Consider the following 15,964-nt stretch of genomic DNA (forward strand, 5'->3'; position numbering starts at 1 on the left):
TGCGGACTGTCTACGCCTTATGGTTTGACTTTGGGCTGGGCCACTTGTTCGGCTCCCTCGATCCAGCCTCCGCCCATTGCTTTGTAAAGATTGATCAGGGCAAGATAAAGAGCCCCCTGGGTCTGGGTATAGGACAATTCGGCATTGAACAGGCTCCGTTCGGCATCAAGGACCGTCAAAAAGTCGGTATAACCGTTGTCATAGCGCATTCGGGCAATACCCGCATATTGACGCAGGGAATCGACCTGGTTCTTCTGGGCGGCAAGCTGTTTGGCAGTCTGGGCCCGATTGGTCAAGGCATCGTCGACCTCACTGAAGGCGTTCTGGATGGTTTGCTGATAGCTGATGAGCGCCTGCTGCTGAATAGCTTCGGCTTCCCGCACGCTGCCGGCAATCTTGCCGGCGGTAAAAATGGGCATGGTGATGGGAGCACTGTACTGCCAGACTTTTGACGGTCCTTTGAACAGATTGCTCAGGTCACCGCTGGCCGACCCGTAGGCGCCGGTCAGCGAAATAGTCGGGAAATACGCTGCCTTGGCAACACCGATCTGGGCATTGGCGGCGATCAGGGTTTGTTCCGCCTGACGAATGTCAGGGCGCCGTTCCAACAGATCCGAAGGCATTCCGGCAACGATTGCGGGCAGCGACAGGGTGTCAATGGTTTTCCCTCGTAGAACCGGACCCGGGTTGCGGCCAAGGAGGACGCTCAACCCGTTTTCCTGCTGGGTGACCGCCTTTTCCAGGCCAGGAATACTGGCCAGAGCCTCTTCGTACTGGGATCGGTTCTGGCTCAATTCAAGGTCGGAGATAACTCCGCCTTTGAACCGTTCCTGGAATAGATTATAGGATTTCCCCCGGCTTTGAGCAGTCTGTGTGCTGATCTCCAGTTGGCGGTCCAGATCGCGCAGGTTGATATAGGCAGAGGCGACGCTGCTAACCAGGGAGAGAATGACCCCCCGGCGCGCCTCTTCGGTTGCCAGGAGCTGGGCTTGGGCAGACTCGTTACTGCGACGAATCCGGCCCCAGAGATCAATCTCCCAGCTGGCATTCAAAGTGGCCGAATATGTCTCGGTGTCAGTCTGATAGCCGGTTGCGGGTCTGTTGTCCCCAGTTTTCGTGACTTGTTCACGGGTGTATTGGCCAGCCGCGCCCACCTGGGGAAAGAGACCGGAACGGACGATGCCGTAACGACCGGCATATTCCTCAATCCGGGCTGCGGCAATCATGAGATCCTTGTTTTCCCGGAGGGCGGTGGTGATCAGGTTATTGAGTATAGGGTCGTTGAACTGCGCCCACCAGGCAGTTTGGGCCAGGTCCTTTGCTTCTTTTTCACTCAGCCGCCAGCCGGTGGGAACATCAACCGCCGGTCGCTTGTAATCAGGCCCAACCGTACAACTTCCGGCGAGCAAGGCCAACATGATGACGAGAATAACATTACGCATGATGATCGTCCTCCTTCCCTATGGTTTTCAGGGATGACGAGCCGGGGGGGGCGGACGTTGCATGTTTCTTTCCCCCTATTTTTTCGACCACATAAAAGGTGACCGGAATGAGGAAGATAGCGATGAAGGAGGCCGCCAACATCCCGAAGATAACGGTGTACCCCATTACTTGACGGCTGATGGCTCCGGCCCCGCTGGCGATGGCCAGAGGCACGCAGCCGAGGATGAAGGCGAATGAGGTCATGAGGATGGGCCGGAGCCGGAGCCTCGCCCCCTCAAGGGTGGCCTCGACCAGCGGTTTCCCTTTCTCATACTCCATCTTGGCGAACTCAACGATCAGGATGGCGTTCTTGGCTGCCAGACCGATGAGCATGACCAGACCGATTTGAGCGTAGATGTTGTTCTCAAACGAACCGAAGAGTAAGCCAGCAAAGGCGCCTAATATGGCGACAGGGGTGGCGAGGAGGACCGAGAACGGCAGTGACCAGCTCTCGTACTGGGCTGCCAGAATCAGGAAGACGCAGAAGAACGAGAAGGCGAAGATCGCCATCGGCGACACACCCTTCTGGGCCTTCTTTTCCTGGAACGACATCCCGCTGTAATCAAAGCCCATTTCCGACGGCATGGTCTCGGCAAAGACCTCCTCCAAAGCCTGCATGGCTTGCGCCGAACTGAATCCTGAGGCTGCCGTGGCATTGATCTGGACCGAGCGGTAGAGGTTGAAGCGCGTGGTGAATTCCGGGCCGGTGATGCTGCGGACGGAGGTCAGCGCCGAGAGGGGCACTGATTTTCCATCCTTGTTGCGCACATAAAACTGGCCGATGTTGTCGATATTGGTCCGGTACTCCCCTTCCGCCTGGATATACGTCTGCCACTGGCGGCCGTACTTGTTGAAGTAGTTGATGAAACCGCTCCCCATGAAGCTCTGCAGGACCTTGTAGACGTCGCTGATCTCAACACCCTGCTTCAGCACCTTATCCCGGTCCACATCCACGAACAGCTGCGGAACGCTGGGGAGGAAGGTGGTGGTGACCCGGCCCAGTTCAGGCCTTTTTCTGGCCGCTTCGATGAATTTCTGCGTATTCTCGGCCAGGAAGGCGACGTCCTTGCCAGCCTTGTCCTGCAGCATGAAGGTGGCCCCGCCCGAGGTGCCGATACCCATGATGGCGGGTGGCGGGAACGGGAAGCCAATGGCGCCCGGAAGCCCGCCCATCGTTTTCGTCAGAGAGGCCTTGATCGCCTCGTACTGTTCCTCCGGAGCCTTGCGTGCCTTCCATTCCTTCAGGGAAATGAAGAAAAAGGCGCTGTAGGTATTGGAGACCTGGCTGAGCATGCTGTAGCCGACTACCGTTGAGCAGTACTCGACCCCCGGCGTCTTCATGATGATCTCTTCGGCCTGACGAGCCACTTCACTGGTCCGCTGCAGCGAAGCCGAGTTGGGGAGCTGGATTGCGGCGAAGATAAAGCCCTGGTCTTCGTCGGGAAGGAAGCCGGTTGGAATGGACTTGCCCGCCAAACCGGTGAGGATGGTCACGCCGACGAGGAGAAGCAGGCTCGTCTTGCTCTTTCTGACGGCCGCGCCGCAGATTGAAACATAGCCGTCAGTGGCCCGGCCGAAAACCCGGTTAAACCAATCATAGAAATTCTGCAGCGGGCCGGTACCCCTGACTTTTGGCTTGAGCAGCAGTGCGCACAGAGCCGGTGAGAGGGTGAGGGCGTTAAAGGCGGAGATGATGACTGAAACAGCAATGGTTACAGCAAACTGCTGGTAGAGCTGGCCGGTGATGCCAGGTATGAAGGCCGTCGGCACAAAGACCGCCGTCAGAATGATGGCGATGGCGACGACCGGGCCGGAGACCTCCTCCATGGCCCTGAAGGTCGCATCCTTGGGGGACATGCCATGTTCGATATGGTGCTCCACCGCTTCCACCACAACAATGGCGTCATCGACGACCAGGCCGATGGCCAGCACCATCCCGAAGAGAGAGAGGGTATTGATGGAGAAGCCAAGCAGGGGGAAAAGCGCGAAGGTCCCTACCAGCGACACCGGTACTGCCAGGAGCGGGATGAGGGTGGCCCGCCACCCCTGGAGGAAGATGAAGACCACCAGAATGACCAGCACCAGCGCCTCGAAGAAGGTGCTCTTGATTTCCTTGATGCCTTCGGTAACCGCCAGGGTGGTATCCAGCGCCACCGTGTATTCCAGGTCTGGCGGAAAATTCTTGCTCAACTCCGCCATCAGCTTTTTGGCGCCGTTGGCTGATTCAAGGGCGTTGGTCCCCGGCATCTGGTAGAGGGCGACAAGGGCGCAGGGCTTGCCGTTGAGACGCCCTTCCTGTTTGTAGTTCTGCGCCCCAAGTTCGATGCGGGCCACGTCCTTGACCCGGACGAGGGAACCGTCCGGATTGGCGCGCAGCACGATATTGCCGAACTCTTCCTCGCTCTGCAGACGTCCCTGGGCACGAACGGTGTACGTGAACTCCTGCCCATCCGGCACCGGCTGGCTCCCGACCTGTCCGGCAGGGTTGACGGTGTTCTGGGCTTTGACTGCGTTGATGATCTCGGGGATGGTGATGTTGAGCTTGGCCAACTGGTCCGGTCGAACCCAGATGCGCATGGCGTATTGGCCGGCGCCGAAGACCGAAACGCTGGCAATCCCTTTGATGCGGGTCATCTGGTCGTTGATGTTGATGAAGGAGTAGTTGGCCAGGAAGACGTTGTCGTAGGTGCCGTTGGGTGAGGAGAGTGCGAACATCAGCATCGGTGCCGAAGTTGACTTCGCCACGGTGACCCCGTAGTTGTTAACATCGGAAGGCAATTGCGATGAGGCTTGATTCTGGCGCATCTGGGCGAGAATCTGGTCGGTGTTGGCGTCGGTACCCAGTTCGAAGTAGTTGTAGAGAGTCATGGAACCGTCGTTGCCGTTGACGGAGTACATGTACTCCAAATTATCAACGCCAGACATCTGCTGCTCAATGGGGGTAGCCACCGACTGCTCCACGGTAACGGCATCGGCCCCAGTGTAGACGGCATTCACCTGGATCGCCGGCGGGACAATGTTGGGAAACTGGGCGATGGGCAGTCCCAGCATGGCCACAGCGCCAAGGATGACCATGAAGATCGAGATCACCATGGCCACAATAGGGCGATTAATAAAGAATTTTGACATGGTTGGCTACCTCTTCTCTGCTGGCGTGGCTGCCTTTGTGGCCGCTGCCTTTGCGGCCGCTTCCGGATTGAAGGGCTGCGGGTTGACTACCATGGCTGGTTTTACCTTCTGAATCCCCTCGGCAATCACGCTTTCTCCGGGTTTCAGCCCTTCACTGATAATCCAGTCGGAGCCTATCCGCTCTCCGACCTTCACCATGCGTATATCAACCTTGTTGTCGCTTCCCACCACGGCCACCAGGTATTTCCCTTGGACATCCCCCACAGCCCGCTGAGGAATCAAGAGTGCCCCCTTTCTGACCTCCATCAACGCCCGGATCAGGCCAAAACCGCCGGGACGCAGGATGTTTCCTGGATTGGGGAAAAGGGAACCAACCTTGAGGGTGCCGGTGCCGGCATTGATCTGCCGGTCGGCTAGGGCGAACTTACCCTTATCAGGATAGGTACTGCCATCGGCAAGGATCAATTCAAGGGCGATGTTCTCCACCTGCTGAGACTTCTCCCTTAGCCCAAGATACTCCCGCTCACTGATGTTGATGTACGCCTTGATCGGGTTGACAGTGGAAACAGAGGTCAGTTCCTCGCTCATGCTCGGGCCGACCAGATTGCCCAACTGGGTTTTGGCGATGCCGGCAATGCCGTCAACCGGCGAGGTGATTTTAGTGAATTCAAGGTTCAGTTGGGCCTCTTCAATGCTCGCCTGGGCAGCCTCGACAGAGGCCTTGGCGGAAAGCTCCATGCCGACCGCATCATCAAGGTCCTTCTGGCTGACCGCGTTCTTTTCCGCCAAAGGTCGGATGCGCGCCAGGTTGGCCTTGGCGGTATCGTGGCGCGCCTTCTGCTGGGAGAGCAGGGCCTTGGCCTGGTTCAGGGCAGCCTGGAAAGTGCGCGGATCGATCTCGAAAAGGACCTGCCCTTTCTTCACTTGCTCACCTTCACGGTAATTCTGGCTGATCAGGTAGCCAGCGACCTGGGGGCGGATAACCGCATTGATCGAACCATCAAGGATACCGACCCACTCGTTATAGATGGGGATATCCTTCTGCACCACCGCTACCACTTCAACCGTTGGCGTCTGCGGGGCTTTGGCTTTTTCTTCCTTTCGGCACCCTCCTGCAGTCAGCAAGAGAGATCCCATGCCCATCATTACCAAGAGCGCTGCCGCACGCCTGATACGATGCGAAAATTGAACATTTTTTTGTGTGTGCCCCATAACCCCTCCTGTTGAACAAATATGACCCATTAAAAGCAGTCTATTCGCAATTATCTGACAGCACCAGGTACCTTTGGCAAGACTGGTGGTTTTTTCGCTTACTCACAAGCCGATGCAAATCATCGGCTTGTCTCTCCTTTTCCGACAGTTGATTATCTCCTCCCGCCGCCTGACCGGCCGCCGCCGCCACCAGCTCTGCCGCCACCCCCGCCACCGCTAGCTCTGCTGCCGCCAGATCTGCCGCCGCTCATGCTTGGTTGCGCCTGGGCACGGCTGGACTGGTTGAACTGGCCGCCGCCCCGTGAGCCGGACTGCGATCCAAAACTGGATCTTTCTTGGCTCAACTGGTTGCCGCGTGAGCGCGCCTGAGCTTGCGAATCCAGGTCACGTGTACTGGGGCTGAACTGGCTGCTGCGGGACGAAGGCTGGACCTGTGGTCGATTGCTGGGCTGGGAAATATTCGTTCGCGGTTGCGCCTGTGCACGATCGGTTTGCCCTAGGTTTGCCCGCGATTGCGTTTGCGGCTGTACGTTGCTGGCTCTGGACTGCGATCTGTCCACCGACTCCCAGCCCTTCCCGGTATTGGAACTCCAGTCGCCGTTGCTGTCTCTTTTATAGACATTGCCGTCTTTACCAGCATAGACATTGCCGTTTTTTCCTTTGACCACAGCGCCTTGGCTATTTTGGGTATCCCAGGCAACGGCACCTGAGCCCCTGTTGGTCTGCGCCCCGGCAACGGTTCCATAGTCGTTGCTCCGGTAGCCGCCACGTACAGCTGTCCCGGTACTGGGGTTATAGGCTGCCCCTCTGCCGGCCGAGCCATAGGCCGTATCAACGCGGGCGCCAGCGGCCCGAGCGCCTGTGTAAGGATTATAGGCCCTTCCCACCGCAGCGCTGCCGCCGGGGCCACTGACGTAGGCACCCCGGGCATAGGTCCCGGTGTTCGGGTTATAGGCCGTGGCGACCCCTCCGCTTCTGTAAGGACCGTATTGAGGATAGGGCGGTCGGTAATACCCGCCATAGCCATAGCCATATCTGGCGCCATAGCCGTACGAATAGGGCGTGGGGTAATGGTAATCATGATAGTTGTTGCTGATGATCGCGCCCATAACCATGCCGGCGCCGAACATCAGCACCCCGTTTGCCGCCACGTATTCGCCGCTATAGCCGGCGGTCTGGGTATAGACCACCGTGGTCGGCGTGCTGCTTTGCACGGTCACGTAGGTCACGTTGTGCGCGGGGTGCGAGGAGGGAATGGTGTAGATGGCCGCCGGCACATTGGTGCAGTAGGCCCAGGGACCACTGGGGTTGTTGCTGGAATACCAGACCCCCTGCTCGCAACAGTAGTACGCTCCGTTGACGAGAAAGACCGCGTTGGCGGTGTTGGTGGCATACTGGACAGTAGTCGATGGGATGGCCTGAAATTTTGGTTCCCCGTTATAAGCCACCTTCACCTGTGGGGGCGTATTGACGTCGAGAACAGTGTTATTGGGCACGGAGGCCAGCAAAACAGCATCCTTCGCCTCAGTCGTACCCGGTACCGAGGCTTTGACGAAAGCGGCAGGGTCGTTATCCGGTATCTTGGCAAAATCCGCAGGCAGATCAGTACTTGCGCTCGCCCATGGACCTTCCAGGCTGGTGGCGCGGAACCATCGCCCAGCAGTCAGAAAGTACTGCTTGCCATCTCCTGCATTGTAGAACACCACGCTTTCGGTATTGGTCATTCGCAGCAGTGAGGTGCCGGGGATGGGGCTGAATTTGGGCTCACCCTGAGTCAGAATCAGTTCCGCAGGTTCTGTGCTGACCAGGACAACCGGAGGATTTTTCTCCGGCTTGCCAGGTATCCGTTTGCGCACATCGGCCCAGTTGTCGTCGTTGGGCAGGGAAGACATGCCAGCCGGAAGCGTTGTGGTCGAATCCCAAGGCCCCTTGACCAGATCCCTGGTGGTGAGCCAGCTTTCCTGGTTAAGGAGATAATACCGTTGGGTGACGGAATCGTAAAAGATATCCCAGTTGGTGTTGGCGACAAACATCAGATCCTTTTGGTTGGCATCAACAGCTTGCAGCTGTGGTTCGCCCTGCAACAGAACGAGGATGGCGGGCTTGTTGCTGGAAAAGATTTTGGGCGGATCCAGATTCAATTCGACCGCAGGCTGCTGCCGCTGCTGGGCTGGATCGACATAGGCCAGGATGCGGTCCAGCGAGACAGTCATTGCCTGCCCGAAGGGATGAATTTCCTCAACGGCATTGCGCAGAGCCGCCGCTTCCGCATCCGTGGTGTTCGGGAACCGCAGCTCCCGTTTCTTGGGCATGACCGCTACGACCCGGGCGGCCTGATCGACCACGGTCTCCGCATCCCATTCGGCAACACCGAAGGTTTCTTTTTTCGATTTTCCGTCTTTCACGGCAATGGCGAACCGGGCGTGGAGATTTTTATAGTCCTGCCAGGAATCGACCTGGGGTTGATAGATGGTCAGTTCTTTGCCGTTTTTCTTGATGACCCGTGGCCAGCCGGGATCACCTGGGGGCGAAGGAGTCGAGGGAGCGGCCCATGATGCTCCGGCGATCATGAGCAACAGAATCAAAGGGATGAGAATGTTATGCGCTTTCATCTGGTTTCTCCTTGCTGGCTGCTGAAAAAGTGTTGCTCCACCTACAATACGATGAATCGTGATTTGATTCGTACACACTGAGCTCCGAAGGCCTGATGGACGGCTGTCTGGAAGTGGGCCCTTTTCAGACAGTCAACTGTGGGGTCAGGCTCCCAGAAAAAGGCCGATTTCGATAACAGAATCGTCACTCAATAAACAGAGAGGTCACTGTCTCCTCGTAGCCCAGATTCGCCAAGGAGACAGTGACTTGAGAAAACTCTAGCAGACTCCCGTTGCATCAACCACAAGAGTTTTCTTCGTTGTTTATTTTGCTGGCCTGACGGCGATTGCCAGTGCTTCGGTATAGGTGATCACAATTGTGTCGCCGACCTTGACCTTGTCCAGGTTAGCGGGATCCTGCACCTTGACAACCACGACGTCGCCATCGGGCCCCTTGAGCATTGCGGTCTCTTTCACCTTGTCGAGCTCGAGAATGGTGGCGGTCACGGTCGTCTCGGTTCCCTCGACATATCCCGGCTTATTGCCCGGTTTCGCTCTGCCGACCATGCCTTTCACCTCATCCTTGACTTCGCCGGGTTTGGCCATCCGTACCGCCAGGGATTCGTAATAATCCAGCGTCACCTTATCACCCACACGGACCTGGGGCAGATTGACCACCTCCTTGCCGACATGCACCTTGCGAATGTTGCCCTCGGAACCCCGGATGGTGACTATTCGTTTGGTCAGATCGACCTTTTCGACGGTTGCGGTCACTGATGCCACACTGGATCGTTCCACGTTCAGTTCTTTCTTGGGTGCGGTCTCGGCACACGCACAGAGACTTACAGCCACGGCCAGCGCCAGCAATACTCCTTTGCAGTTTTTCATCCTTTTCTCCTTGAAATGTGAATAATTAAAGCCGGTTGTTCCGACATACCTCTGTTATGGCCGCCTTGTTTCTTGGGTAGTTTACTCAATCACTTAAACCGTTGCCCCTTTTTCAAAATGACCAGATCATTGATTTGATCTGGTCATCAAAAAAACAGATGAGATGTTTTTTGTTGTCATTTCGAATGGTAGCGAGAAATCTCGTGCTTTGAAACAAGAAATTTTCCCCGTTGGTCGAAATGACATAGTGCGCAGACGTTCATTTCGCAAGAGGCTCCGTTGTCCCTTCTTCCTTCGCCACTGGCGCAACTGGGTCCACAGCCCCGCCTTCCTCCCGCACCACTCTGATTGCAAGGGGCTTGCTCGCATCGAGATGCACATCACGCTGCGGGAAGGCCATGGAGATCTCCGCTTCCCGGAAAAGCTGGTCGATCACTTGATGAAGGGCGCTTTTGGCCGGAACACGGTCATCCACCGAACCGATGAAGCAGCGCAGGGTCAGCAGCAGGGCATTATCTCCAAAACTGTCAAAGGTGACCACCGGTTTGGGATCATCAAGGATCAGGGAATTATCTTGAGCAGCCTGGAGCATCAAGTTCATGGCCCCTTGGACATCGCTGCCATAGGCAATGCCCACCGGCAGCAGCAGGCGGATCACCGGATCGGAGAGCGACCAGTTGAGCAGGCGGCCGGAAATGAATTCCTTGTTGGGGACGAGCAATTCTTTGCGGTCAAAATCTCGGATGGTGGTGGCACGGATACGGATACGGGTGACTACACCGTCGGTCGTGCCGATGGTGACCACATCGCCCACCCGGATGGGACGCTCGAACAAAATAATGAGACCGCTGATGAAGTTGGCGACGATTTCCTGCAAGCCAAAACCGATACCCACGCCCAGGGCGGCCACTAGCCATTGGATCTGCGACCAGCTGAACCCAAGGAGGCTGACCAGAGCCGAAAAACCAACGCCGCCGATAACATAGCGGGACAGAGTGGTGACAGTGTAGCGGCTGCCGGGTGTCATATCCAGGTGCTGGAGCAGGACAATTTTCAGCAGGGAGGGAAAATGGCGAGTTGCAGTCAAGGTGACGAAGCCGATCAGGATTGCCAAGCCGACATCCGCCACGGTAACGGGGACGATGGTGGCCTGACCGTTGATCTGTGCGGTATATCCCCAGAGGGTGAACTCGTTGAAAATGCGCAGCGCCGGTAACACTTCGGCCCAAACCGCCCATAACCCGGCACAAAAGGCAATGACCGCCACGGTGTTCAGCAGTTTGCGGCTCTCCGCGCTCAGTTCAACCAGATCCTCTGCCGGTTCCTCGATCGGGCCGGATTTTTTATCGCCGGCGAGTTGCTCCTTTTCCTGATCCGCAGTTGCCTGAGAGCGGAGGTTCAAGGCCTTCTGCAGGGCAAGCCGTCGGCTGGACTGGATCAGCCATCGCTCGATGAGCTGATGGCAGACGGCAAGCCCAAAGGTCACCCAAACACTATTGATAAGGCATTTTAACAGGGCGCCCACTGCAAAAACATATCCTGCCAGGACCAATCCGATCATCACCACGGGGATGAGCATGAGGAGATAAAAAATGACCGGATAGAAGCGGACCATGAACCGGTTGGCATGTTCTGCCAAAAAACGTTGCCACACCCCGGTCTTGGGATGGAGCGCACGATAGAAAAAGAAGGCGAGCAGGGCTAGGGAAGCGATAAAGGTGAGTCGCCCCAAGGTATGGCTGCCGCCGGCCCGAAAATTGGCGAAAAAGGCTATTTGGGTGATAAAGATGGCGGGCAAAAAGGTGACCATCAATAATCCCGCCTCTCGGCGCAGTAGACTGAGCGTCGTTTTTTGCCAATGAAAAAAGCCGGCAGCCAACCCTTTCGGCGCCATCAGGATGCGCAGGACCCGCAGGAGATAAAAACGGTAGGATAGGGCGATCAGGCCTATGGCCACAGCCTGGGAAAAATCCGTTGCTTCTTCCTGGATGTTCATCTGCCAACTAAGGGTCATAAGCAGCAGCGGCCCCGGCAGGGCGAGCAGCAAGGATAATCCAAACGCCTGCAGTGGTAGGCTGAAGGTATAGGAGGCTGGATTGCCGGCTAGGTGGACAGCGGTTTCCAGCTGCGCCAGGAGACGGCTTTTGCCCCAGAGCAAGGCAATGGTTATCATGCCCGCCAGGATGAAGATCGGCGATGGCACCACCTGACTGGTCAGCAGTTTGCCGGTGGCCAGCCATGGACCGGGAGCGATGAAAACAGCCGCGTCGTGCGGCAAATTCTGGAGATCCTTGAAATGCATCGACGGCGTGCTCCGCATCCACAGCAGCCGTTCCGCCAGAAAGCTGTCAAAGGCGACCACAGCTTTGAGGAGACTGCGCTGGAAGACTTCGAGCTCGGCAAGCAGGCTCAGGTAAGCCTGATTGGAGGTGATAATCTTGTCGAGGAGGTCCCTTCGGCTGGTGAGGAGCGGGCGCAGTTCGGTGGCAATCGCTTCCAACTCATCCGGCGGTGCGCCGGCTGTGAGTTCTGCCACGTACCCCTCCATATCGTCGAGCTGTTTGCGTTCCTCTCGATATTGCACTTGGAGTAAACCGGTTTCGGCGATGGCCACTTCATTGTTGGCCGTCTTTTTCCGCAGGAGTCGTGCATCAGGTAGCGTCCGCCGCAGTTCGTGCAACAGGAGACCTATGGCTTGGTTTAGGCCAGCCAATTCAATCTTCTGTTTGGTGTTTCTGAAGTTTTCTTCGATTTTTTTCAGGTCTTTTTCGAGCGACTCCTTTTCAGTGCCCGCTTGTTCCAGGGCGGTGGTCACTTTTTGCAGTGCATCGCCCAACACGGTGTTCGCCGCCGCTGCCTGTTGCAGGACGGGAGGGCTGCCCGCTACCTGCCGCATCGCCTCCTTGGCCTGGCCCATGCTCAGGGTCGCTTCATCTTGGCGTTTGCGGTTGACCTTTGCCTCCAGGCGTAGCATTCGGGAGCGGGCTCCCTCCAGACGTCCCGTTGCTGCCTCCCGTTGGGCGTTCGCCAGTTCAACCAGCATGGGCATGCTCACCAGTTCCTGGTTGAGCATGCGGGTTTCGCTATGCAGCGCCTGCATCTGGGTCTGCTGCATCCAGCGCCGTGCTTCCGTTATTTGCGGGGATTCGGCTTCAGGTGCCACTCCTTTGAGGGCCGCGGCCAGATTTCCTTCATATTCCTTAATTTCAGCAAGCCGCTGACCGGCCTTGACCGGTCGTTCGTTCTGGATGGCGAGCTGACGGGTCAGGGTCGCTAGGTCTGCCTCTATCTCAGTGTGGTTGGCTCGGGCCAAAAGGAGTTGCTGCTCGATCTCCTTGAGCGGGACCTTGGCAAGGTCATCCTCCTGTTCTTGCGGTGCAGGCTGATGGGCGAGCTTGTCGATCCCTTCCCGAATTTTTTTGATATCGGCGGGCGCTGTCTCAATGGTTTGGACATACTTGTTGGCCTGGGCTTCCTGGGATGCGGCAGTCTCCAGATTTTCTAGGCTTTTACGGTAGTATTCAAGGAGTTGTTTTTTGGTATTCTCATCGATACCGGTCGCTTTCGTGATTTCCTCGGTTTTGGCTTTGAGAAGTGCAGGGGAAACGGGCAATTGGGTATCCGCGAGCGGTTCGGAAACCTTTACCGCCCATCCCTTCTGCACGGGTGCCAAGAGAAGGAACACCACCAGGGGCAGCTGAGTAAGAAAGCGAAGGAAGTGCCCTGAAATCTTCAAATGGGTTGTATCCTTACAGGCTAGGCCCATAAAGGCCAGACCGAAGAGTGTTGGGAAAAGTTGGCCGGATGAGAACAATCAACGTACCTTCTCCGGTTGTTTTTCATTCTGCTTGAGATGTTCCAGAAGAATGCGGCGAACCTCTTCGATAACCAGGGGATTGCCCTGGCTTGAGTGGCCGGATCGCACCAGAAATTCGGACTCCACATACTCCACATGGGCGCTGGTGTATTTGACCACACCGTCGTCACCTGCCGGCGGTTTATCATCACCATCGATGGCAACGATGGAATGGGCTTTAATCCCTGGGGCGGTGGGGATGTCCGCCAAAGCCTTGATCGTTGGGTTATCGGGCGACATGGCGTCAAGGCTGGTGGTGGCGATGAACTGCTGCGCCTGGACCTCAGAGATGCCCAGGTTGGCAACGGTTTTCACCAGGTTAGCCGTTGATTGGAGCACCCCTTGGGGTAAAGTGATCATTTTAAGGACAAGGGTACGGACCCAGTTCTTGGAGAGAAAACTACCCCGGTGGGGGGTCGAGATGAAGATCACGCGTTTGACAAAGGGCAACGCTGTAAAGACAGCCTCTTTTTCGATACGATCCCGATCTTCGTCCGTCACCTTGAGTTCCGCCAGCGATTTGCCGGTCACCATCCGCACAAAGGCCTCCCCGGTATCGGTGGCAGTCAGCTTGGTGAGCAGCCCCCCCTGGCTGTGGCCGATGACGACCATTCGGTGGAGAGCGGTATTGGTCCCCTCGGGGTCAACTTTCTGCACCTGTGCGCTCAGGGCCTCTCTCAGTTCGTTCGCCGAGATGCCGATCCGTTTGCCGCTGTCGTAAAAAAAATTCCAGATCTGGTAGTTCCGGTTGATGACGGGATCGGCCCGGAGCGTATTGACCATTTCCGCCCAGGCAACAGGACTGCTGAAGGTGCCGTGCACCAGGACGATGGGGATCTTGTCCGGCTCATACGGCTGCATATAGAAGACGCCGGTTTTAATAAAACTCGTCCCGTACAGAAACTCGTTCAAGCCGAGCCCCTGGACATACGGTTGATCGATCGTATAGGCGAGTTGGGCGGTCACATCCCGCTCCAGGGGAATTTTGGTGTCGCCGACCACGATCTCGGTTTGGTCGTAGGCGGAGTACAGTTCCAAGGTGCCGGTGCAGGTCCCTGCCTCAATCTCCTTCAATCGGCAGTTAAACCGCAAAAAGAGGGTTCCGGGGCTGGTTCGGTACATGGGGGCTCCGTCCGGCTTTTTTTCCACCGCAATGATGGGCGCCCCCAGCCCAGCCTCCCGGTTTCTCCGGCTAAGTCCCCTGACCCCGAAGCGGTCCGTGGCGACAAATTTCTCGAAATGGTCCAGCTCCTGGTGGAATTTTTTGGTGTCAAGTGCAAAGCTAAAACGGCCAACCGGCAGTTCCACCTTGGCGGGAGCTACTTGCAGATTGCCGTCGGCATCGGCCAAAGCTTCAGCCAGGGCGCCGTTATACAGGTCACAGGCAATCCGGAATCGCCGTTCAAAGGGGTTGGGAGGTTCCAGCCATTCTTTCCCGAGTAGATAGAAATAGGCATAAATTGCCGAGGCAAAGAAGTGGGGATGCGACTTGTTGATCCCGTCCTGCCGGTAGCGCATGCCGATGAAATAATTGAGTTCAGCCAGGGCAAAGAGCAGGTCGTTGCGGTAATCTTTTTCTGCCTCGTGATGGAGAAAGGTGAGGACCTGCTGGGGGTCCTCGTGAAAGGCCTGGACCAGGTTGAAACGGATCAAGACATCGCGGGAAAACCGGCTGTAGTCGTCGGCGTTGATGGCGCTGACATTGATCTGGGCATAGGATTCGCGGGGGTCGTTTCGGTCTACCCCCACCGTGGTGGCACAGCCGGTCATGCCCAGGGTGATCAGGACGAGCAAGAGAAGCAGGCCGCTTCGGCACAACAAGGATATCCCCTCTTTTTCAGGCCACAATGCACCGGAGACGCACCGTAAACGGTGACTCAGTGGCACGAATAATAAGGAGATACCCTTCATGTTGACTCCTGCAGATGTTTCGTTTGGCGAAGAAGAATTTGGCAGTCAGGTTACCACATAATGTAGCCGACACCGATGCCGCCGACCCACTGGGTCGAATCTCCCCGCTGGTCGACAATCGGGCTGTCTGCGGGGTCACCGGCGATGGAAGAGGCGCGCACGCCCACACTCATCAGCCAGTTTTTACTGAGATAGAAATTGGCTCCCACCAGGGCGTAGTATTCGTTCATCCCGCCGTCAGCGGTAAAAAAAGGCAAGCCGGAGGTGCCCACGTTCTCGGCGTTCACCCCAAAGTAGTGATCGGAGTATTTGTCATCCTGGTAGGCGATGCCAGCGCTGAAATTCAGGTCCACGGGTTTGGCCACCGGCTGCCAATAGCGGGCATTCAGATTGGCGCGGAATCCGTCGCTTTCACCCCCGACATCCTGGTACACTTTGGCTCCGACAATGAACCGCTGGCGTTTGTCACGAGCATTGGTCCAGACAATGTCGGCAAAAGCGCCCAATTCCAGCGTGCCGTCAATTTCCTCCATTTGGCTGACCAGCGGGTCATCGACGTTATCGTCACGGCCGAATCGGTAATTGGCCAAGGGGCCAAAGCGAAACATGTCGTCGTCAAGGATGTTGACGGTCAGTTCGTTGGCGATGAGTTGGACATACCGCTCCTGTCCCTTGAAGGTATAGCGGAAAAAGGGGGCTGCGCCCATGATGTAATCATCGGAGCCAACGTAATCGGGCACCATGCCTACGCCTAGGCCGAAAACGATGGGAGTGTTCTCGAGGTCGAGATCCATGAAATCGGCGGCATCGGCCGGTTGACAAGGAAGGATCGCGGCAGAACCGGCTAGGGCACCCGCCAATGCCAGTGCCTTGATGTTGAATGTTTTTTTCATTG

The 15,964-nt window shown here is 56.8% G+C and carries 8 protein-coding genes; all 8 read right to left on the bottom strand.

Annotated elements, in window-relative coordinates; translation table 11 throughout:
• Positions 1–17: 17 nt before the first annotated feature.
• The 8 genes from ACHZCX_RS13335 to ACHZCX_RS13370 all read right to left on the bottom strand — a co-directional run bounded on the left by ACHZCX_RS13335 (position 18) and on the right by ACHZCX_RS13370 (position 15,962).
• Positions 18–1,442 (bottom strand): efflux transporter outer membrane subunit, encoded by a 1,425-nt coding sequence (locus ACHZCX_RS13335; RefSeq protein ID WP_319587707.1) that lies wholly within the window; start codon positions 1,440–1,442, stop codon positions 18–20.
• The gene (locus ACHZCX_RS13340) at positions 1,435–4,611 is read right to left on the bottom strand and encodes a multidrug efflux RND transporter permease subunit (RefSeq protein WP_319587708.1); all 3,177 of its coding nucleotides are present in this window, start codon (positions 4,609–4,611) and stop codon (positions 1,435–1,437) included. The genes ACHZCX_RS13335 and ACHZCX_RS13340 overlap by 8 nt, the downstream gene beginning before the upstream one ends.
• Positions 4,612–4,617: 6 nt before the next feature.
• Positions 4,618–5,823, bottom strand: coding sequence for an efflux RND transporter periplasmic adaptor subunit (locus ACHZCX_RS13345; RefSeq protein WP_319587709.1), 1,206 nt, complete (start codon positions 5,821–5,823; stop codon positions 4,618–4,620).
• A gap of 152 nt (positions 5,824–5,975) precedes the next feature.
• A complete protein-coding gene (locus tag ACHZCX_RS13350; protein WP_319587710.1) occupies positions 5,976–8,435 on the bottom strand; it encodes a hypothetical protein in 2,460 nt (819 codons plus the stop codon).
• A 303-nt stretch (positions 8,436–8,738) separates the two neighbouring features.
• Positions 8,739–9,302, bottom strand: a complete 564-nt coding sequence (locus tag ACHZCX_RS13355) for a hypothetical protein (protein WP_319587711.1) — start codon at positions 9,300–9,302, stop codon at positions 8,739–8,741.
• Positions 9,303–9,561: 259 nt separating this feature from the next.
• The gene (locus ACHZCX_RS13360) at positions 9,562–13,038 is read right to left on the bottom strand and encodes a mechanosensitive ion channel domain-containing protein (protein ID WP_319587712.1); all 3,477 of its coding nucleotides are present in this window, start codon (positions 13,036–13,038) and stop codon (positions 9,562–9,564) included.
• Positions 13,039–13,116: 78 nt separating this feature from the next.
• On the bottom strand, positions 13,117–14,979 hold the full coding sequence (locus tag ACHZCX_RS13365; protein ID WP_319587713.1) for a hypothetical protein: 1,863 nt from the start codon (positions 14,977–14,979) through the stop codon (positions 13,117–13,119).
• Positions 14,980–15,119: 140 nt separating this feature from the next.
• A complete protein-coding gene (locus tag ACHZCX_RS13370) occupies positions 15,120–15,962 on the bottom strand; it encodes a MipA/OmpV family protein (protein ID WP_319587714.1) in 843 nt (280 codons plus the stop codon).
• Between the last annotated feature and the right edge of the window lie 2 nt (positions 15,963–15,964).

The sequence above is a fragment of the uncultured Desulfobulbus sp. genome, assembly GCF_963662935.2.
Taxonomy (GTDB): Bacteria; Desulfobacterota; Desulfobulbia; order Desulfobulbales; family Desulfobulbaceae; genus Desulfobulbus.

Excerpts from the sequence above, each read along its gene's own strand:
- ACHZCX_RS13335 (WP_319587707.1), bottom strand. The coding sequence starts at position 1,442 with ATGCGTAATGTTATTCTCGTCATCATGTTGGCCTTGCTCGCCGGAAGT.
- ACHZCX_RS13340 (WP_319587708.1), bottom strand. The coding sequence starts at position 4,611 with ATGTCAAAATTCTTTATTAATCGCCCTATTGTGGCCATGGTGATCTCG.
- ACHZCX_RS13345 (WP_319587709.1), bottom strand. The coding sequence starts at position 5,823 with ATGGGGCACACACAAAAAAATGTTCAATTTTCGCATCGTATCAGGCGT.
- ACHZCX_RS13350 (WP_319587710.1), bottom strand. The coding sequence starts at position 8,435 with ATGAAAGCGCATAACATTCTCATCCCTTTGATTCTGTTGCTCATGATC.
- ACHZCX_RS13355 (WP_319587711.1), bottom strand. The coding sequence starts at position 9,302 with ATGAAAAACTGCAAAGGAGTATTGCTGGCGCTGGCCGTGGCTGTAAGT.
- ACHZCX_RS13370 (WP_319587714.1), bottom strand. The coding sequence starts at position 15,962 with ATGAAAAAAACATTCAACATCAAGGCACTGGCATTGGCGGGTGCCCTA.